The organism is Candidatus Dormiibacterota bacterium, from assembly GCA_035544955.1.
Taxonomy (GTDB): domain Bacteria; phylum Chloroflexota; class Dormibacteria; order CF-121; family CF-121; genus CF-13.
The window spans coordinates 12,818-32,355 of sequence record DASZZN010000018.1 but is presented as its reverse complement, the minus strand read 5'-3'; the positions used below and the strand labels follow the sequence as shown (position 1 = coordinate 32,355).

The 19,538-nt window shown below is 66.3% G+C and carries 21 protein-coding genes; 8 read left to right on the top strand and 13 right to left on the bottom strand.

All coding sequences use genetic code 11. From position 1 onward, the window contains the following. Nucleotides 1-146 precede the first annotated feature (146 nt). The 5 genes from VHK65_07160 to VHK65_07140 all read right to left on the bottom strand — a co-directional run bounded on the left by VHK65_07160 (nt 147) and on the right by VHK65_07140 (nt 4,503). Complete coding sequence (locus tag VHK65_07160; GenBank protein HVS05929.1) at nt 147-995, bottom strand: ABC transporter permease; 849 nt, start codon at nt 993-995, stop codon at nt 147-149. Continuing rightward, entirely contained in the window at nt 992-1,957 is a 966-nt protein-coding gene (locus VHK65_07155) for an ABC transporter ATP-binding protein (GenBank protein ID HVS05928.1), read from the bottom strand. The genes VHK65_07160 and VHK65_07155 overlap by 4 nt, the downstream gene beginning before the upstream one ends. After that, the gene (locus VHK65_07150) at nt 1,938-3,050 is read right to left on the bottom strand and encodes a hypothetical protein (GenBank protein HVS05927.1); all 1,113 of its coding nucleotides are present in this window, start codon (nt 3,048-3,050) and stop codon (nt 1,938-1,940) included. The genes VHK65_07155 and VHK65_07150 overlap by 20 nt, the downstream gene beginning before the upstream one ends. Continuing rightward, nucleotides 3,034-3,588, bottom strand: a complete 555-nt coding sequence (locus VHK65_07145) for a sigma-70 family RNA polymerase sigma factor (protein ID HVS05926.1) — start codon at nt 3,586-3,588, stop codon at nt 3,034-3,036. The genes VHK65_07150 and VHK65_07145 overlap by 17 nt, the downstream gene beginning before the upstream one ends. Before the next feature lie 114 nt (nt 3,589-3,702). Continuing rightward, the gene (locus VHK65_07140) at nt 3,703-4,503 is read right to left on the bottom strand and encodes an enoyl-CoA hydratase/isomerase family protein (GenBank protein ID HVS05925.1); all 801 of its coding nucleotides are present in this window, start codon (nt 4,501-4,503) and stop codon (nt 3,703-3,705) included. 64 nt (nt 4,504-4,567) lie between these two features. Here VHK65_07140 and VHK65_07135 point away from each other — a divergent pair, with 64 nt between their 5' ends. Both VHK65_07135 and VHK65_07130 read left to right on the top strand, forming a co-directional pair. Continuing rightward, nucleotides 4,568-6,013 (top strand): aldehyde dehydrogenase family protein, encoded by a 1,446-nt coding sequence (locus VHK65_07135; protein HVS05924.1) that lies wholly within the window; start codon nt 4,568-4,570, stop codon nt 6,011-6,013. A gap of 38 nt (nt 6,014-6,051) precedes the next feature. Continuing rightward, a complete protein-coding gene (locus VHK65_07130; protein ID HVS05923.1) occupies nt 6,052-6,651 on the top strand; it encodes an enoyl-CoA hydratase/isomerase family protein in 600 nt (199 codons plus the stop codon). On the opposite strand, the gene VHK65_07125 is transcribed toward VHK65_07130, so the two are convergent. Beyond that, on the bottom strand, nt 6,617-7,543 hold the full coding sequence (locus VHK65_07125) for a Tim44-like domain-containing protein (protein ID HVS05922.1): 927 nt from the start codon (nt 7,541-7,543) through the stop codon (nt 6,617-6,619). The two genes, VHK65_07130 and VHK65_07125, sit on opposite strands and share 35 nt — an antisense overlap. A gap of 53 nt (nt 7,544-7,596) precedes the next feature. Here VHK65_07125 and VHK65_07120 point away from each other — a divergent pair, with 53 nt between their 5' ends. Continuing rightward, entirely contained in the window at nt 7,597-8,253 is a 657-nt protein-coding gene (locus VHK65_07120) for an A/G-specific adenine glycosylase (protein ID HVS05921.1), read from the top strand. Here VHK65_07120 and VHK65_07115 read toward each other — a convergent pair. The 5 genes from VHK65_07115 to VHK65_07095 all read right to left on the bottom strand — a co-directional run bounded on the left by VHK65_07115 (nt 8,250) and on the right by VHK65_07095 (nt 11,005). Continuing rightward, nucleotides 8,250-8,684 carry a CBS domain-containing protein gene (locus VHK65_07115; protein ID HVS05920.1) on the bottom strand — a complete coding sequence of 145 codons (435 nt, stop codon included), beginning with the start codon at nt 8,682-8,684 and terminating at the stop codon, nt 8,250-8,252. The two genes, VHK65_07120 and VHK65_07115, sit on opposite strands and share 4 nt — an antisense overlap. A gap of 51 nt (nt 8,685-8,735) precedes the next feature. Then, nucleotides 8,736-8,942 carry a rhodanese-like domain-containing protein gene (locus tag VHK65_07110; GenBank protein HVS05919.1) on the bottom strand — a complete coding sequence of 69 codons (207 nt, stop codon included), beginning with the start codon at nt 8,940-8,942 and terminating at the stop codon, nt 8,736-8,738. 61 nt (nt 8,943-9,003) lie between these two features. Then, nucleotides 9,004-9,423, bottom strand: coding sequence for a hypothetical protein (locus VHK65_07105; protein HVS05918.1), 420 nt, complete (start codon nt 9,421-9,423; stop codon nt 9,004-9,006). Between the two features lie 79 nt (nt 9,424-9,502). After that, a complete protein-coding gene (locus VHK65_07100) occupies nt 9,503-10,231 on the bottom strand; it encodes a pirin family protein (protein HVS05917.1) in 729 nt (242 codons plus the stop codon). Between the two features lie 9 nt (nt 10,232-10,240). Next, complete coding sequence (locus tag VHK65_07095; GenBank protein ID HVS05916.1) at nt 10,241-11,005, bottom strand: class III extradiol ring-cleavage dioxygenase; 765 nt, start codon at nt 11,003-11,005, stop codon at nt 10,241-10,243. Nucleotides 11,006-11,199: 194 nt separating this feature from the next. On the opposite strand from VHK65_07095, the gene VHK65_07090 reads away from it, so the two are divergent. From VHK65_07090 to VHK65_07070, 5 genes are all read left to right on the top strand, one after another. Beyond that, a complete protein-coding gene (locus VHK65_07090; protein ID HVS05915.1) occupies nt 11,200-12,195 on the top strand; it encodes an ATP-binding cassette domain-containing protein in 996 nt (331 codons plus the stop codon). After that, nucleotides 12,195-13,043: an ABC transporter permease gene (locus VHK65_07085; GenBank protein ID HVS05914.1), complete on the top strand. Its 849-nt coding sequence runs from the start codon at nt 12,195-12,197 to the stop codon at nt 13,041-13,043. The genes VHK65_07090 and VHK65_07085 overlap by 1 nt, the downstream gene beginning before the upstream one ends. A gap of 35 nt (nt 13,044-13,078) precedes the next feature. Continuing rightward, the gene (locus tag VHK65_07080; protein HVS05913.1) at nt 13,079-13,600 is read left to right on the top strand and encodes a GNAT family N-acetyltransferase; all 522 of its coding nucleotides are present in this window, start codon (nt 13,079-13,081) and stop codon (nt 13,598-13,600) included. A gap of 92 nt (nt 13,601-13,692) precedes the next feature. Further along, a complete protein-coding gene (locus VHK65_07075) occupies nt 13,693-14,478 on the top strand; it encodes a LuxR C-terminal-related transcriptional regulator (GenBank protein HVS05912.1) in 786 nt (261 codons plus the stop codon). A 133-nt stretch (nt 14,479-14,611) separates the two neighbouring features. After that, complete coding sequence (locus VHK65_07070) at nt 14,612-17,221, top strand: EAL domain-containing protein (GenBank protein ID HVS05911.1); 2,610 nt, start codon at nt 14,612-14,614, stop codon at nt 17,219-17,221. Here the strand turns inward: VHK65_07070 and VHK65_07065 are convergent. Then, entirely contained in the window at nt 17,218-18,876 is a 1,659-nt protein-coding gene (locus VHK65_07065) for an MDR family MFS transporter (GenBank protein ID HVS05910.1), read from the bottom strand. The two genes, VHK65_07070 and VHK65_07065, sit on opposite strands and share 4 nt — an antisense overlap. After that, nucleotides 18,873-19,487, bottom strand: coding sequence for a MarR family transcriptional regulator (locus tag VHK65_07060; protein ID HVS05909.1), 615 nt, complete (start codon nt 19,485-19,487; stop codon nt 18,873-18,875). The genes VHK65_07065 and VHK65_07060 overlap by 4 nt, the downstream gene beginning before the upstream one ends. Nucleotides 19,488-19,538: the final 51 nt, after the last annotated feature.

Below are 19,538 nucleotides of genomic sequence, written 5' to 3'. Positions count from 1 at the left end.
GTGAGTTGCGGATCGCCGATTTTGGCGAGCTAAATGTACGTTCGGCGACTGCCTAAGTCAATGGCCCATGTGCCCACCAGGGATGGGCCCGCTGGACGGAAACCCTCCGGCAACTACCGGCGCCACAGAGACGCGCCGAACGCTGCCTAGAGGTCTCGCTTCGCGAAGCTCAGGTTCGCGAGGGCTAGCAGGCCGCCGAGCCAGGCGACGACCCAGGCGACATAGATCACCGGCGGCGGCTGGTCGGCGAAGAACGGATTTGCCGCTCGCGCGCGCCCCACCGCCCGGCCCGCGGCCAGGACTTCTGACGGCTCCAGGTAGAAGATCGCCCCGTGCCAGAGCCCGTCGGTCGGGATCAGCAGCCGGCTGCCGACGCCGATGTTGATGATGGTGTCGTTGCCGAATCCCTGGCCGATCGCCAGCGCGATGCCGCCGATCCAGGCAACGAAGAAGAACACCAGCGCGATCACTCCACCCGTCATGGGCGCCAGGCGCGTGCTGAGCAAGAGGGCGAGCGTCATCAACACGATGCCTTCTGCGGCGACGAAGGTCAGTGCCGCGATCGGGTTCGGTGGCGTATAACCCGTTGCGAGCCAGATCCCGAGCAGTTCGAGCAGCCCGCTCCCCGCGGCGTAGAGCGTGACAAGCAGCGCGAGCCCGAGCCATTTGCCCATGAGGAGCTGGCTGCGTCGAATGGGCCGCGGCAGGATGGCGAGCGCGATCCCCGACTCGATATCGCTGGCAATGCTCGGCGCCGCCACCAGGGTCGACCCGAGCGCGAGCACGCCGCTGAACATGAAGGCGACCAGGATTGTCAGCTGCGACGACGCCAGCCGAACCTGCGCGGGCGTCACGTCTTTCATCGTCGGCAGCCGGCTGAAGCCCCAGCTGGTGAGCACGATCACGACGACCGTCAGCGCACCAAGGGCGAGCAGCAGCTTGCGGCGTGATGCCTCCAGGATCGTGAGCCGGGCGATCGTCAGAACCTGTCTCATTGGTCCTGCTCCTTCAGGAGCTGGAGGAAGCGGTCCTCGAGCGTCTCGTGTCGCGGCTCGACGGCATAGACGCGGCCGCCCAGGCGGACCATCTCACTGACGAGATCGGGTACCCGATCCGGGGAAAGGCCACGGAAGGTCAGCCATTCGCCCTCGTCCTCGAGGTTCCCGAACGCGCCAAGCCCGGAACGACCGGCTGCCGCTAGCCCCGTCACGCGGACTCGAACGGCCCCGTCCTGTCCCAGGATCTGCGCCATCGTTCCGGTCGCGATCACCCGGCCGTGGTCCACCACGGCCAGCCGGTCGCAGATCTGCTCGACCTCGCTGAGCAGGTGCGAGTTGAGAAAGACGGCGGTGCCGCGCGCCTTCAACGTGCGGATGATCTCCCGGACGTCGTGGCGCCCGACCGGATCGAGCGCCGAGGTGGGCTCGTCGAGCAATACCAGCTCGGGGCGACCGAGCAAGGCGACACCCAGGCCCAGCCGTTGCTGCATGCCCTTCGAGAAGCCCTCGACCTTATCGTCCGCCCTATCCGAAAGACCGACCAGCTCGAGCGCGCTGTCGATCTCGGCTTTCCAGTCGGAGCGCGCCATGTCGGAGAGCTCGCAGTGCAGACCCAGCACCTCTCGCGCTTTCATCCAGCCCTGGTAGCGGAACAGCTCCGGCAGGTAGCCGAGACGTCGCCGAGTTTGCAGGTCGCCGATCGGCGCGCCCAGGACCCATCCCTGGCCCGCGGTGGGGAGCGCCAGGCCGACCAGCAGCTTCACGGCGGTCGTCTTTCCGGCACCGTTCGGTCCCAGGAATCCGAAGACCTCCGCGCGCCGCACGCTCATCGTCAGCCCGCTCAGCGCGACCGTCTTGCCGTAGCGCTTCGCCAGGTCCTGCGTATGAACGGCAAGGGAGGCGGCATCGGCCGCCTCCGTCGGATTCAGATCGATGGGATCAGTGGAGGGACGTTGCAATGGCGAGCACCTGGTCGGGGGTCAACTGACCTCCGACGGCGTAGATTACGCCATTCTTCACCCAGACCACGCCCGCCCCCAGCACGGCTTTGATCAGCGTTGCGGGCATTCCATTGACCTGCACGGACTCCGTCGTCGCCAGGCCCTTCGGGATTGGGATCGGAAGCGTCGTGCTCGGATCCTTGATCGCCCTGACCTGTGCCGCGAGCTCTGGCGGCACCCCGGGCTGCGAGAGCAGGTAATCCTCGAGTTGCGCGGTGGTCGCGCCATTCGAGTCGACCGTTGGGACTCGGGTCTGCGCGATCACGAGCGTCGGTACGCTGGCGATTCCCGTCCCGCCAGACAGGCCCCACACCTCGACCAGCGCCGGACCGGCGTTGACCACGAGCGTGCTGCCGTTAATACTCGACGGCATGGGGTTGACCTTCACGCCCTTGGTTGCGGCGGACGCGCGTAGCCGCTCGGCGTCGAAGGTCAGTGACCCGGTCGCGCGGGAGACGGCCCCGTAGCTGACCGGGCCGGAAACCCCGTTCGGAAGAGAGGCCGGCATCAGAACCGGAAGTCCGGACTGGGTTTGGGCCGTCGCCGCATCGGTGAGCTGCTGCAACCTCGGCGCGTCCGGCAACCATTTCACCTGTCCGTAGTCGAGCAGGGCAGTGGTTTGGGCGAAGTCGGAAGGCGAGACCGTCACCGCCTTGAGCTGCTGCGGCTCGAAGATCCGGACCAGGCTCTGCGCGATTCCGGATACCCCGAGGCCCGTGAGCAGTGCGGCCGCCAGCAGCACGGCGATCGCCGGTGTGGCCATCGGTCGCCAGCGAGCCGAGGTCCGACTCAGCCAGCGCTCGTACCAGCGCGGCGGCCTGGCCGTCTCCTCTCGCTTGATGCGCGTCCGCACCATGGCAAGGGCGGCAGGAGCCTGCGGCTCGAAGGCCGGCACCTGCAGCAGTCCCGTCGTAGCCCGCGCATCATTCGCGATCACGTGGAAGCGCGGTTTGCACTCCGCGCACTCGTCGAAGTGCGCTTGATCCGCCGCCGTCAGCGCCAGCGGCTCGTCATAGATCCGTCGCAGCGATCCATCACTCAGGTGTCGCACGTTTGACCTCCTTGCGCAGGGCCTCTTCCGCCCGGCGCAGCAGCGTCCCCACATTGCCTACCTTCATGCCGAGCGCCATCGCCACCTCGGCGTAGCTCAGCCCGCTGTGCCGGAGCATCAAGACGGCTGCCGTCCGCTGCGGCAACCGGCTGAGCGCACGCCGCACCTCGCGCCGTTGCTCCGCTTCCTCGACCAACCGCTCGGGGCTGGCGATCGTCGGCCGCGCCGGGTCGAGCGCGTGGGCGGTCTCGCGCAGCGCCCGTCGCCGCTCCCCACGAATCACGTTCAGCGCCGAATGGACGGCGGCGGCATGGAGCCACCCGGAGGCGCGCTCGGAGTCGGGGGAGTGACTCCGATGGAACTTGAGGAAGACCTCCTGGGCGACATCCTCCGCCGCCGGCCGATCGGCGAGAACCCGATAGGCGATGGCCACGACCTTCGGATACTCCTGCAGGAATAGCCGTTCGAACGGATCCGGCACGCGCTGGTTAATCGCGCCCAACGACGCCCGGGTTACGGTCGGGCGCCACGCCTCCATCTGGAGCATCTACCAAGGAAGCACCACCGCCCGCACGAATGTGACAGGCAGCCGGTCGCGGCCGGGCTGGACGCATATAGAAGGTAGGTCTCCGCGCCGGGGGCTGAACCGAGGCTATTCGCCCTTCCAGGTGGGTTTGCGCTTCTCGGCGAAGGCGGTGAGCCCCTCTTTGGCGTCCGCCGTCTCGAAGAGACGGAAGATGCCGCCTCGCTCCAGCGCGAGTGCGCTCTCGAGCGACATCTCGAGCCCCTGCTTCGCAACCAGCTTGATCTCGCCGATGGCCACGGTCGGACCACCCGCCAGGGTCGTGGCAAAAGCGATCGCTTCCGGCAGCAGCCGGTCCGGCGCGACGAGTCGATCGACGATCCCGAGACCGGCCGCCGACGCAGGATCCAGCGGCTTGCCGGTCAGGAGCAATTCCATCGCCTTCTGCCGGCCGATCAGACGAGGCAGGCGCTGCGTCCCGCCGTTACCCGGCAGCAGGCCGAGCGTGACTTCCGGGACGCCGAGCCGGTATTCCCCCTCGGCCGCAAAGCGGAAATCGGCGGCGAGCGCGATCTCCAGGCCTCCGCCCAGGCAATGACCGCCGATGGCGGCGATGAACACCTTTGGCGTGTGCTCCATCTTGAGCAGGACTTCGTGCATGTGCAGGATCGTCATCGCCCGTACCTTCGAGGTGACGCTGCGGAACATCCCGATGTCGGCGCCGGCGCTGAAGAACTTGGGCAGGTCCGACATCAGCACCGCCGCGCCGATCGCTGCATCGAAGCGGATCTCATCGATGGCGGCATTCAGGTCGTCGATGAACTGCCGATCATACGAATTCGCCGGTGGGCGATTGAGGTGAATGAGCGCCACGCCGCCCTGTTCCTTGCTGACCGACACAACCCTGGCCGAGGTGGTCGCTTGCTCCATCGATCCCTCCTTTGTGTACCCTGAAGTCTAGTTCGCCCGCGCTAGCAGGAGGAATGGCAAGGATATGAGCACGATGGTGATTGACGGCAAGCCGGTGTCGGCACGCTCCGGCGCGACCGTGGAGATCCACGACCCCGCGACCGGCGAGCTGGTCGACACGGTCCCACAGGCCGGCGTCGAGGAAACCCGGCAGGCGATCGACGCCGCCCACGCGGCGTTCCGCGGTTGGGCCGAGACGCTGCCGCAGAAGCGCACGCAGATCCTGATGGAAGGCGCGGCGCTGGCCCGGCAGCACCTCGACGAGGTCGCCTCGCTGTTGACGCGCGAGCAGGGCAAGCCGCTGCGCGACTCGAAGATCGAGGCCGAGCGATTCGTCGAGGGCATCGAGTTCTATGCGATGCTGGCCGCCTCAGGCGCCATCCGGGGCAAGCACGTCCAGCTATCGGTGCCAGGGGCTTTCGGCCTGGTGGTGCGCCGACCGATTGGGGTCGTCGGCGCCATCATTCCCTGGAACTTCCCGCTCACGCTGCTCGCGAACAAGATTGCCCCGGCGCTGGCGGTCGGCAACACCGTGGTCGCCAAGCCGGCCAGTACCACGCCACTGTCGACCATCCGGCTGGTCGAATTGATGAATGAGGGCGGCCTCCCCCCCGGCGTGCTGAACGTCGTCGTCGGTCCGGGAGCGGTGGTCGGCCAGGAGATGATCAAGAATCCGAAGGTGCGCAAGATCGGATTCACCGGGGAAACCCAGACCGGCAAACAGGTGATGGCGGAGGCGGCCTCCGACTTGAAGCACGTCACCCTGGAGCTCGGCGGCAGCGACCCGGCCATCGTCTGCGATGACGCCGACATCGAGCAGGCGAGCAAGGCGATCGCCATCGGACGGTTTTTCAACGCCGGCCAGGCGTGCCTGGCGGTGAAGCGGGTCTTCGTCCACGAAGCGGTCTTTGACCAGGTAATCGAGAGGGTCACCGCGCGGGCCAAGCGACTCAAGGTTCTGCCTGGGACAGATGCGTCATCCCAGATGGGGCCGATGCACACAGCGGGCGGTCGCGAGACGATCGAAGCCCAGCTGAAAGATGCCCTCGACCGTGGCGCACGCTTGCTCGCCGGTGGCAACCGCTTGCGGGGCGCGCCATACGACCGGGGCTTCTTCTTCGAGCCGACCGTCATAACCGATGTTCCACCGGACGCCCGGGTGTGGCGGGAGGAGACATTTGGGCCGCTGCTGCCGATTGCTCGCGTCAAGAGTCTCGACGAGGCGATCGAGCGCGCCAACGACTCGGAGTTTGGCTTGGGCTCTTCCGTATTCACGCGTGACATCAAGAAGGCGCAGCAGACGATCGATCGGCTGGACGTCGGCTATGCCTGGATCAACCAGGTCAACCTGGTGGCATATGACGAGCTGCCCTTTGGCGGCACCAAACACAGCGGCTTCGGCAAGGAACACGGCATCGAGGTGCTCGACTTCTACACCGAAGAGAAAAGCGTCGTCATGGGTGGCGTCTAGCGGCGAACGAGCTCGTCGAGAGCCGGACCGCGGGTGTCCTGACCCTCCGGCTGAACCGGCCGGAGGCGCGCAACGCGCTCAGTCCGTCGATGGTGCGGGCCCTGCATCTCGCCCTGGCGCGGGCGCGCGACCACACTGACGTCCATGCCGTAACCCTGGTTGGAACCGGTGAGACGTTCAGCGCGGGCGCCGACCTGAAGGGGTTCATCAGCGGGCGTCGACCACTCGAGCAGGCCCTTGAGCGGCGCGAGCTCGGCACCCTGTTAGTCCTGATCGACACCTATTCGAAACCGCTGGTCGCCGCGGTCAACGGGGACGCCCTGGGCGCGGGCTTCGGGTTGGTCGCGGCCTGCCAGCTCGCCGTCGCCGTGGAGGCCGCGCGCTTCGGTCTGCCCGGGGTGCGGCTCGGCATCATGCCGATGACGATCATGCCGGCGATCGGTCGAAGCCTCCCGCGCAAGCTCGGGCTGGAGCTGATCCTGACCGGCCGGCTGATGTCCGCGAGGGAGGCCGTCGCTCAAGGGCTGGTCAACCATGTCGTGGCTGCCGGCGAGCTGGAGGTGGCCGCGGCCGCCCTCGCCCGGTCGGCCCTCGACTACACGCTCAGGCCGCCGCGGACCACTCCGACGCCTGGGTGATGTTATTCAGCACCCAGCCGAACTGACCCGTGGTCACCGTGGCCTTGCAGTAGGCGCAGATGCCGGACTCGTTGATGGAGACCGGCGCGCCGCAGTTCGGACACTGCGTGATTTCGGCGGTCTCCCCGACCCGCGTCCTCGCCGCCTGGCTGCGGATGAACGTCCAGAACTCGGTAAACGGTTTTATCGTTTTATCCCCACTGAGCATCTTGCCGGCGTCATCGACTTCGTAATCTTTGGCGATGGCGTCGAACCGGACGGTGACACTGTCAAAGTTCGCGTCGCTCGCGACCTTGGCGATGGCGCAGCCATTGACGGCCAGGTCTTCGAGCACGTCGCGCTTGTGAAGGGTCACAAACTGCTCGACCTGCAGCTTCCAGCGGTGATAAATCGCGTCGGAGAGATAGATGCGGGCCGGCTCCAGATTGCGGGCCATCCAGGCGTTCTGCAGCACAAAGAAGGTGGTCTGGGCCCGGTCGATGAAGACCTGCGGGTTGAAGTTCGGATCGCGCGCCTGCAGCCCCGTGATGCCGACTGCAACGGCCGCGGAATCCACGGGCGGTGCCGTGTCGTCACCGTCGTCGGTTACGGTGCTCGCCGACTTCCGGCTCGACAACCCGCGGTAGATGAGGAAGGCGCCGATCAGTGCCAGGATGATGAAGAAGAGCAGCGGCGACCCACCGCTCGAGCTGCCCGAGCTGCCACCGCCGACGAAGAAAAAGCCCCCGCCCCCGCCGCTGCTGTGGCCGCCGCCCCCGCCGCTGTGACCGCCACCCCCACCGCCGCCGCCGCCGCCGCCGCCCCCGGCGCGGGCCAGCGCGGAGAGCTGGATGGCGAGGGCAAGCGCCCACGCGGCCCCGAGTGCGACCAGAACGCGCCCCCGCTTTCGCACGGCGATGCGTATAACCGGTCGGCCCGGCCGAGCTTGCTAGGGGGGCGCAACCCGTGGCGTCACTGATCGCCCGGGGCCGCCGCCGCTCGCTGCAGCGCCGGGTGCTCGCCTGGTACGGGACGCACGGCCGCGACCTGCCGTGGCGAAAGACCCGAGATCCCTATGCCATCCTGGTCTCGGAGGTGCTGTCGCAGCAGACCCAGATCTCCCGGGTGGTTCCGGTCTACGAACGCCTCCTGGCGCAATATCCGACGGTGGCGGCGATGGCCAGCGCGCCACTCGCCGAGGTGAAGGCCATCACCGACCCACTCGGGTACAAGATCCGGGGACGCTGGCTCCATGGCGCGGCGTTGCGCGTCGCCGACCGCCCAGGTGGCGGGTTTCCCGAAACCCTCGACGAGTTGCGCAGCCTCCCCGGAATCGGGCGCTACACCGCCGGGGCGGTCATGAGTTTCGCCCACCGGCGGGATGCGGCCGTGCTCGACACCAACGTCGCCCGGCTGCTGCGACGGTACTTTGGGATCGCGACCACGCCGCGCGCCCGGACCGAGCTGCTCTGGTCGCTGGCCGCCGCGGTGATTCCGAAAGGGAAGGGCTACCTCATTAACCAGGCGTTGATGGATCTCGGGGCGATGATCTGCCAGTCTCGAGCGCCGCGCTGTGATGCCTGCCCGTTGCGGCGCAGCTGCGACTTCCGGCGGAAATCCTAAGCCTGCTCGTGGGCGAGGGTCGCCTCGGCGTCGGCGCGTGAGATCACGCCCAGCAGCCGGCCCTCGCCAGTGGTGACCAGGCTGTTGGTCTGGATGTCGTGCTCGCGCATCGACTTGAGCAGCTCCTCGAGCGTCACGTTCGGTCGGAAGGTCTTCGGCCCCGGCCGCATCACCCGCTCCGCGGTCGCGCTGGGGTCCCCGTCGAGCTCTGCCTTGCGCAGCAACCCGAGGACCACCCGCGCCGGGCCGAGCACGACGCAGGTGGCCCAATCCCCGGTCCGACCGCGCACATCGCCGACGCGATCCTTGAGACCGCAGGTCGGCACCTCCGGATCCGCGACGTCACCGATCCAGGTCTCCTCGACGGCCTTGCCCTCGCGCGGCTGGTTTTCCTCGTACCACGCCAGCTTGCCGGGGACATAGTCGATCACGTTCTTGAAGCCAAGCGTCTCGAGCCGCCACGCGGCCCTCGGCGAGAGGTCTCAACCGAAGTCGTTGCAGTAGACGAGCACTGGCCGCTCGCGATCGAGTCCGGCCGCTGTTTTTTCATCGAGCCGCTTCAACGGGATATTGATCGCGCCGGGTAGATGGTCGTTGGCGAACTCGTCGTCGCCGAGCACGTCTACCAGCTGCGCGCCCTGCTCCAGCAACCGCTTCACCTCGGGCACCGAGAAGACCTGGGAGGGCATGCGCCTAATCTACGCCGTCCTTCTGGTTCTCCCCCTCTGGGGGAGGGCAGCGTGGGGGTTGTCAGCGCGCTCGCATCCGGTTGTTCTTCGGCAGGTGCTCTACCTCGGCGAGGCCCATCGCCTCCACGACGGGCGGGACGTACATCCCGAAGCGGCCGCGCAACCCTTTCTTCAGTCCGTACCAGCCGCCCACCGGATTCTTCGGCGAACGGGCCCACGCCTCGACGGTTCCCTCGGCGGCCGGTTTCTGCTCGTCCGCACTGCCAAGCGGCATCCAATCACCGTGTTGCTTCAGCATCTTGTGGAGGTCGTCCAGCCCGCGCAACTGATACCGAACCTCCGTCTTCCCCACCTGGACGACGAGGGCCGGCGGATCGAGCGTCTCATCCCGGTAGGCCTCGAATTCCGACGTCCCCGGCGGTGTCTTCAGAACCCACGGTGATTTGCGTGTCCCTGATCCCCTGACCTTCACGTTCGCCATCACGTCCTCCCTTCTGCCCCCTGAAATTACGGTAACCATAAGGTTACCGTGTCAGGTTACGTCACGCCGCGCCCTCGCGTCAGCGCGCCCAGACGCCGACGGGTGTGAAGTGCAGCGGAACGTCGACCAGAATCAGCTCCGAGAGATCCTTCGCCTCGATGCGCAGCGCCGCCTCGTCCCGGATCTTTGTCGCGTCACCGGTGGCCAGCTCCTCGGCGCCGACCGTCGCGCGGCCCTCGATCAGGTAGAGATAGCCGCCCCGTGCGGGCCGAAAGTCGTGAGCGACCACCGTGCCGGCTGAGAGACGGCCGACGTACACGGCGGCGTCCTGATGAACCCTGACCGGTTCACTGGCCGCCGGTCCGATGACCTTCAACAGGCGATCGGTCCGGTCCTCTTTGGTGAACTGTCGTTGCTGGAGACCCGGCGGAAGGCCAGAGGTGTCCGGAAGAATCCACAGCTGCAAGAACTCCATCGGCTCGGTTTTTGAACCGTTCTGTTCAGAATGCTCCGCGCCGGAGCCGAGCGTCATCAACTGCACATCACCGGAATGGAGGATGCCATCGTTGCCGAGGCTGTCGGCATGGCGGAAGGTGCCTTTCCACACGTAGGTAATGCCTTCGACGTCGGCGTGCGGGTGCATCGGCCAGACCGCACCGGGAGCGAGGCGATCGTGGTTGAACACGCGCAGCGACCCGACGCCCATCTGTCGCGGATCGCGATAGCGATCGAAGGAAAAGTGCCAGCGGGCAACAAACCAGCCGCCCTCTTCCTTGTGGATCTCGTGGTCGCGGCGGACCTCCAGCATCGCGTTCGACTAGGGGATCTGGATCGAGCGCTTGGAGAGCCCCATCCAGTAGCCGTCGATGATGCTCGGCAGCGGCTCTCCGTTGCTGTCGCCGGCACCGAGCGTCACGAACAGCGGCGCCAGGTGCTCGGTCCGAGGATGAGCGTACCTGACCGCCGGTGCGCGGTGCATGAAGTCGGAGAGCTCGTCGACGTCCCCGTGATCGAGCGCCTCGTGCGCCCAGGCGTCGAACTCGGTCGACCATGTCGGCGGTGGTGCATCGAGCCGGAAGTCGCGCAGGAAGGGCAGGCCATGCGTCAGGAACCCGCTGCCGATGACGAGTACCCCCTGGTCGCGGAGCGTGCGAAGCCGCCGACCGATCTGGAAAAGCCGTTCGGGGTCGAGGCTGGGCATCGAGACCTGCAGCACGGGCACATCGGCGTCGGGATACATCACCGTGAGCGGCACATAGGCGCCGTGGTCGAGTCCATGGTCGGGCTGCTCGGCCACCGGCTGATCGGAGAGCAGGCGCCGGATGTCGGCGGCGAGCTCGGGCGCGCCTGGCGACCGATACTGCGTCCGGTAATAGCGCTCGGGAAAGCCGCCGAAGTCGTAGATCAGCGGCGTGCCGGTGCGGGTCGCGCCGATGGTCAGCGGCGCATTCTCCCAATGGGCCGAGACCATCAGCACTGCGCTCGGGCGGGGTAAGGCCTTCGCCCAGGCGGCGAGTTGGGCGACCCAGAGCGGATCATCGACGAGCGGTGGCGCGCCGTGCCCGATGTAGAGCGTCGGCATGCGACCCGTGGCGCTCGCATGTCGAGCGCGCTCCTCCACCGCGCTCGCCGCAAGCTGCGCCGGCTGCTCGGGCGCGCTCGCGGGCTGCGGCTTTAGCTCTTCATCCATCGCTGGTTCGTAGCCATTCTCGCCCATGAGGCAAACCCTCGTTTGGATCGAACCTTGATGGTCCTGGACAGGTAACCTTTCTCGGAATGGCCGCTGATCATGCCGTGCACGCCGAGGGTCTGGTGAAACACTACGGTCGCGTTCGAGCATTGGATGGCCTCGATCTCGACGTCGCGGAAGGGAGCCTCCTGGCCCTGCTGGGACCGAATGGAGCGGGCAAGACCACGGCGGTACGCATCTTCACGACGCTCCTCCAGCCGGACGCCGGGCACGCAACCGTTGCCGGCTTCGATGTGGTCCGGGATGCGGACCGCATCAGGTCACAGATTGGCCTGGCGGGTCAAAACGTGGCGATCGACGAATACCTGACCGGCCTGGAAAACCTCGAGATGATCGGCCAGCTGTATCACCTCGCCGCGCGAGACGCAAAACGCCGCGCGGAGGAGCTCCTGATGCAGTTCGACCTGATCGACGCCGCCAGCCGAATCGCGAAGACCTACTCGGGTGGCATGCGCCGGCGCCTCGACCTGGCGGCGTCGCTCGTCCTGCTGCCACCGGTCCTGTTCCTCGACGAGCCCACCACCGGGCTCGATCCGCGGAGCCGCCGGCAGGTGTGGGGAATGATCAGCTCGCTCGTCAGTGAGGGCTCAACCATCCTGCTCACGACGCAGTACCTCGAGGAGGCGGACGAGCTGGCGAACCGGATTGCGGTCGTCGATGCCGGGCGGGTGATTGCGGAAGGCACTTCGGATGAGCTGAAGGACCGGGTTGGCGGGAACCGCATCGAGATCGCGGTCGCGAGGGACGCCGACCTCGACCGCGCCGCCGAGGTCGCCCGCCGTTACTTCTCCAGCGATGTCACCGTGGATCCGGCTCAGCGGCGGATCTCGGCGCCGTCCAAAAACGGGACGAGCCAGCTGGCAACGCTGGTGCGTGACTTCGATGGCGCCGGAATCGACATCGTCGACCTGCAACTGCACCGGCCCAGTCTCGACGATGTCTTCCTCACCCTCACCGGTCACCAGGCGGAAGAGGAAAAAGTGGCGGCGCCCGCCGGCCGCTGGCAACGGAGGCCACGCTGATGGCCACCGCCCGCGCGATATCGATGGCAGGAACGCGCTACCAGCCCATCGCGGGACGGCCGCGCATCGTGTGGGCGTTCCTGGACGCGCTCGTGCTCGCCAAGCGGAGCGTCCTGGAAACGGTGCGCGTGCCTGAACTGATCATGTTCGTTGCCATCCAGCCGATCATGTTCGTCCTGTTGTTTCGCTACGTCTTCGGTGGCGCGATCCAGGTCCCCGGAGGGCAATACGTCAACTTCCTTATGCCGGGGATCTTCGTGCAGACGGTGGCGTTCGGCGGGGTCACAACCGCCATCGGGCTCGCCCAGGATATGCAGCGCGGCATCATCGACCGTTTCCGCTCGCTCCCGATGTCCTCGTCCGCAGTCCTGACCGGCCGCACCATCGCCGATCTCGCCCGAAACCTCTTTACCGTGATCATCATGCTGACCGTCGGATTCCTGGTGGGCTTCCGCCCGGGCGGGACGCCGTTCGAGTTCCTGCTCGGAATCCTGCTCCTGCTGGGGGTCAGCTTTGCCTTCTCCTGGATCTCGGCGTTTATCGGCCTGCTGGTCCGCAGTGTCGAGGCGGCGCAATCGGGCGGGTTCATCTGGCTCTTTCCCCTGACCTTCGCCTCCAGCGCGTTCGTACCGGTGGCGACGATGCCAGGTTGGTTGCAAACCTTCGCGCGCCACAATCCAATTTCTGTTCTGGCCGACGCGCTCCGGGGCCTCTTCCACGTGAATCCAGCGCTGACCACCGGCGATATCCGTTGGGCCTTGATTCAGTCGGTCGCCTGGATCGTCGGGATCCTGATCGTCTTCGTCCCGCTTTCGGTCGTCCGCTACCGGCGCACGACGGCGCGCTAGCCGCGCCGAACCCAGACGTGTCGTGCCCGCTGATCGTGACCGACCGGCTCCTGCTCCGGGACTGGCGGGACGCAGACCTGGATCCATTCGTCGCCATGAATGCCGACCCCGTGGTCATGGAGTTCTTCCCGGAGACCTACTCGGAGGAGCGAACCCGCCGATTCGTGGCACTCATCCGCGAGCGGTGGACGCAGCTCGGATACAGCCTCTGGGCCGTAGAGCGGAAAGACACCGGACGATTCATCGGATACGTCGGCCTCTGGCCGGCCACGTTTCCTGCCCACTTCACGCCCGCCGTCGAGGTCGGCTGGCGGCTCGCGGCTGATCAGTGGGGGCACGGTTACGCGACCGAAGCGGCGCGGGCCGCCCTCGATTACGGCTTCAACACCGTCGGCCTTCACGAAATCGTCTCGTTCACATCCGCCATCAACGTGCGGTCCCGGCGGGTCATGGAGCGCCTTGGCATGCGCCGCGATCTCAGCGGCGACTTCGAGCACCCCAACGTGCCGGCGGGTCATCCGGTCCGCCCTCACGTCCTGTACCGAATAAAGAATTAGGCACTAAAGCCGATGACGGCACCGGTGGGCGCGTGCCAACCTGCAACTTGAGCGAAACCCTGTAAAGAGTCATAGCCAAGGTCCAGGTCCAGGTGAAGAAGTCGGAATCGACGCTGCAAGCGCTCGCATCCGTGCTTCGAGCGTCGCCTGAGTCGGACGCACTTGCCACCCTGGGCCGGCTGCTGGACTCGCTGCCGATCGGCTTCCACGTCAGTGATTGTGGCGGCGCGTTCCACGTCCTCTACGCCAACAGCGTGTGGGAACACTGGCTCGCACCCGACAAGCTGCCGGTGGCCGGCAAACGGCTTGCCGATCTCTTTCCGAGCGCCGAGGAGGCTGGCGTCATCCAGCTGATGCGGGACGTTTGTGCGACGGCCCAACCGAAGCACCTCAAGGGTTTTCAGTTCAAAGAATTGGGCGCGACCGAGCATGGCAAGCGCGCCGGACGGTGGGACTGGGAGATCTATCCGTTGAGCGGCCCCAGCGGCGTGACCCATCTGCTCAACGTCATCATGGATGTGAGCGCACCCAGGCCCGGACGGAGCGGGCCGTCGAAAGTACACCGGCAGGCGGAAAACCGTCGCCGCGAAGAGGCATCCGGCGTCCTGCGCATTTTCGGTCTTGCTCCGCAGGCGATGGGGCCGAGCGGTCTTAAGACGCTGAGTGACCGGGAATACCAGGTGGCTGATCTCCTGGCGATGGGCTGCACCAATGCGGCAATCGCCGACCATTTGAAGCTCAGCCCAGCCACGGTGTCCTCGCATGTCGCCCACATCCTGTCCAAGCTCGGCTTCCGATCGCGGGCACAGGTCGCGGCCTGGATCGTGAGGCGCCGGTTGGGCCCGGCCGCGTCAGCGGGCATGCCCGGGTTGAGCTGACGGCGGCCCCGGCCGCAACAATTCCTGCAAAAATTCATCTGAACGGATGATGACAACCGCCGCTCGCGGGCCGCATCCTTAGTCGAACCTGGCGCAACGCATCAGCCGACTCACCGGTCGACGACACCTGCAGATGGCACTGCGCGAACCGCAGCAACGCTTCCGCAACGCGTTCCAAAACGCACCGATCGGCATGGCGTTGGTGGGCCTGGACGGGCGTTTTCTGGATGTGAACGGAGCGCTATGTCAGCTCCTCGGATACGCACCGGACCAGCTCTCGGTCATCACCGTCCAGGAGGTAACCCATCCTCTCGATATTGAGGCGCTGATGGCGGGGACCCAGCAATTGCTGGCCGGGGAGATCGCGAGATTTCAGGCCGAGCAGCGCTATCTCCACGCCGACGGCCACGCCGGATGGTCGCTTGTCAGCGTCTCGCTGATGAGGGAACCCAACGGACGGCCCCTTTACTACGTTCTAGGGATTGACGACATCACGGCCCAGAAGATCGAGCGGCTGCGAGCCATTCCCGTCGCGGTGACGCGCATGTTGGTCGAAGCCCCCACCCTGGAAGCGGCCTCGCGCGGAATTCTGCGGCGGCTCTGCGAGGAGCTTGGCTGGCAGGTCGGTCAGCTCTGGATCCGGGATGGCGACAATGTCCTCCGCTTGCGAGATTTCTGGCATGCCGCGTCGGCAGAAGGCGGCCCCAAGGAGACCAACTCCGTAACGACGCACTTCCCAGGAATCGACGTACCGGGCCAGGTGGCCGCGCGAGGCGAGGTCGTATGGATCGCCGACATCGCCAGCGATCCAAACTTCGGCCCGCCGGCAACGGCCGCGGACGCCGGCCTCGAGGGGGCCTTGGGCTTCCCCATCCTGATTGGCGGCGAAGTCACCGGGGTGATGAACTTCTACAGCGCCGTAATCGCCAAGCCCGACGAGGACCTGCTTGCCATGGTAGAAGACGTCGGAGACCAGCTCGGCCGATTCATCGAGCGAAAGCGAGCCGAGCGAGCTCTGCAAGCGGCGGCCGAGCACGTCCGGGGCGTCCTGGACAACGTCGCCGACGGCATCATCAGTACCGACGAGAGCGGGGTCGTCGAATTCTTCAATCGGGCAGCTCAACGGCTCTTCGGCTACACGCTCGCCGAGGTTCGCGGGCAAGACGCAAAGATGCTCATTGCAGAACCGTACCGCCGCGATTTTGTCAGCCACCTCAGCAACTATCTGCGGCCCGGGAAAAGCCAGCCCTCGGTCTCCGGGTCGCGCGAACTGTGGGGACAGCGCAAGGACGGGTCGATCTTCCCCATGGAGTTTCGCGCCAGCGAGATGCTCCTCGGTGGCGAGCGCCGTTTTGTGGGGATCCTGCACGACATCTCCGCGCAGCGGGCGCAGAAGGACGCGTTGGAATATCAGTCGCTTCACGATCCGCTGACTGGATTGCCGAACCGAATGCTGTTCAACGACCGGCTGCGTCAGGCGATCGTTGTCGGACATCGGGAACGAGAACCACTGGTGCTGCTCATCATGGATATGGACCGGTTCAAAGAGGTCAACGACACCCTCGGCCACCAGGTCGGTGATTTACTCCTGCAACAGGTGGCGTTGCGCCTGGCAGCGACGCTTCGGCAGTCTGACACGGTTGCGCGCCTCGGCGGTGACGAGTTCGCGGTGCTCCCTGCCGGTGGGACCGACCTCCAGGGCGGGTCACACACGGCAAAGAAGATTCTGCGAGCGCTGGAGCACCCGTTCGTGGTCGACGGCCGCAACATCGACGTGGGGGCGAGCATCGGCATTGCCCAGTGTCCTGAGCACGGCGAGGAGGCCGACACGCTGATGCGCCACGCCGATGTCGCGATGTACGTGGCCAAACGGACCAAGCGCGGGTACGCGGTGTACGCTCCCCGACTCGACGAGCACACGGCGGCCCACCTGGCGCTCATCGGCGAGCTGCGTCACGCGATTGGGCATGACGAGCTTGTGCTTCATTACCAGCCAACGGTCGCACTCAAGAGCGGCCGCACGACGGGGGTCGAAGCGCTGGTCCGCTGGCAGCACCCCACACAGGGGCTGATTCCGCCGGATCAGTTCATTCCCGCGGCGGAAGAGACCGAATTGGTTCAACCGCTCGCCCAGTGGGTCCTCAATCAGGGCCTCTCCCAGTTGCGGAGCTGGACCGACAGCGGACTGGACGTCGAGCTGGCGGTGAACCTGTCGGCGTGGAACCTCCGTGATCCTGAATTTCCGGAGCTGACGTCCGGTCTGCTCGAGAACTGGGGGGTTGACCCCAACCGCTTGACGCTGGAGATCACGGAGAGCGGCATCATGGCCCCCTCCTCGATCCACGAGGCCATCACCCAACTGAGCATGCTCGGCGTGGGCCTCTCCATCGACGATTTCGGCACCGGCTACTCGTCGCTGGCTCGCTTGAAACGCTTGCCGGTCAACGAGATCAAGGTCGACAAGTCGTTCATCATCGGGATGATCGCCGACAGGATGAGCGTGTCGATCGTGCGTTCGGTGATCGAGCTCGGTCACAATATGGGCCTTCGGGTGGTTGCGGAAGGGGTCGAGAACAGCGAAACCATGGACCAGCTGGTGACGCTCGGCTGTGACCTTGCTCAGGGGTACTACCTGTGCCCTCCGATGCCCGCGACCGAGCTGACCCGCTGGTTCCGCGAGTCGGGCCGGGGCCCTCTTCCTCCCGCGGCGATCGAAGCCGGCGAAGCGAACGGTCTGGCCTAGGCGGCTGCCACCGGGGCGCCTTCCTCGGGAGCCGCCTGCCGTCCGCGCAGCGGCACGTCATTGAGGAAGACTGACGCGATCAGCGCCAGGATCAAGACCGCGGCGCCGTAGAGGAAGACCTCGTGCAGCGTCGTGGCCAGGCCGGCGCGGATCGCATGCAGCACCTGGTCGAAGATCGTGGCGCCCTGCGTTCCCAGCGCGCTTGCCTGCGCCCGGCGGGCCGCGATCTGTGTCGGATCGAACAGGGTCTGGGGGTTGCTTCCACCGCCGCTGAGGAACCGCGACGCGATCTGGGATGGTAGGTGGAGGCTGGCCACCTGCTCCTGGATATGACCTGGAAGGCGCTGGGCCAGGACGGAGCCGAGCACCGCGGTGCCGATCGTCCCGCCGATCTGCCGCCAGAACTGGATCTGGCTCGAGGCAACGCCGAGGAAACTCCGCGGTAGGGCGGTCTGCACCGCCGTGAGGTAGAGCGGAAAGGTCGTGCCCAACCCGGCGCCCACGAGCACGATGTCGCGGACGACTTCGAGGCGCGAGGTCGTGACCGTCACCTGCGAGAGCAGCCACATGCCGACCAGCATGACGACGATGCCGGCCGTCCCGAGGAATCGGTAGTAGCGGATGCGCACCATGGCCTGGCCCACCAGGATGCTCGCCACGATCAGACCGAGCATCATCGGGGTGAGTAGCTGGCCGGAGTTGGTGGCGCTGACGCCGAGGACGCCCTGGTAGATGAGTGGCACGAAGACGATGGTGCCGAACATGCCGAAGCCCGTCAGGAAGCCGACGATCATGGAGACGCTGAAGGTCGAGTTTTTGAAAAGCGAGAAGGGCACGATCGGATGGTCCGTCCGCGTCTCGATCAGGAAGAAGACGGCGAGGAGGATGGCGGCAACCGCGAGCAGGCCAAGGACCTCCGGTGAGGTCCAGCCGTGATCCCTCGTGATCGAAAGCGCCACCATCAGGGGAACCAGTCCCGCGACCAGCGCGGCCGCGCCCGGGAAATCGATGTCGCGAATGGACGCGGACGAGCGCACATACGGCATCGTCGCGATCACGAGCAGGACGGCAATGATCCCGACCGGCAGGTTGACGTAGAAGACCCAGCGCCAGCCCCAGCTGTCGGTGATGTAGCCGCCGGCGGTTGGTCCGACGATGGAGGAGAGACCGAACACGGCGCCGAAGAGGCCCCCGAGGCGGGCCCGCTGGGTTGGCGGGAACAGATCGCCGATCACCGCAAAGACGGTGGCGAAGAGCATGCCGCCGAAGATCCCCTGGATGGTCCGGAAGGTGACCAGCTCGAGCATGCCGTGCGACTGGCCACACAGCGCCGAGGCGGCCACGAAGCCGATCATGCCGGCAAGAAGGAACGGCTTGCGACCGAAGAGATCCCCGAGCTTGCCCGCGATCGGCACCATGATCGTCGACGCCACCAGATAGGCGGTGATGACCCAGGAGTAATAGTTGAGGCCGTTCAGCTCGGCCACGATCCGTGGCATCGCGGTTCCGACGATCGTTTGGTCGAGCGCGGCGAGCAAGAGCGCCAGCATGGTGCCGGCGACGACCCCGATCGTTCCCCATCGCGTCAACCCCGCTGTGAGGTGACCGCTGCTATCGGCCGCGTTGCTCTCGGGCCGTCGGATGTCGGTGCTCATGCGCTCCTCCTCTCTCCCGCCGTCGCGCCGGTCATGTTCTCGATCAGCCGTAAGCACGCGTGCCGTAGCAGCTCCAACTCGTCCGTGGAGAGGCCGGCCGCGATCTTGACCTGCCATTCCAATCCCTGCTCGCGCATGCCCTCCAGTCGCTTCGCGCCCGCCACCGTCAGTCGGGCGTAGGTCAACCGGCGGTCGGTTGGATCGTCGATGCGCTCCACCAGGCCGTCGCGCTCGAGATGATCGATCAGGCCGGTGACGTTACGCGGGGTGACCTCCAGCTGATCGGCCAGCTCCCCGAGGGGCAGCTGGCGCTCTGGTGTGGACTTGAGCGTCCACAGGACGTTGAGCCGGCCCTCACTCAAGCCATGCTTCTCGGCCCAGCGATCCATGAGCCCGTGCGTCAGCCGGGCGGTGATACGCAGCGCCGTCATGGCCTCAACGGTGCGCATCTCCTTTTCGGAGAGCGGCTGGCGCGCCGCGCGCAAGGCCTGACGGAAGCGACTGTCGTAGAGGCGTCCCGCCCCATCTGTCGCGAGAGAGCCGTTAAACCGGCAGTCGCCCTTGATGTCGGAGAACTGCATAGTGAACCACTTCACTATGTAGCCTTTCACGAACGGTTTGTCAAATTCCCTATTGGGAGGCGCAAGCTAGCCCGGGCCCTC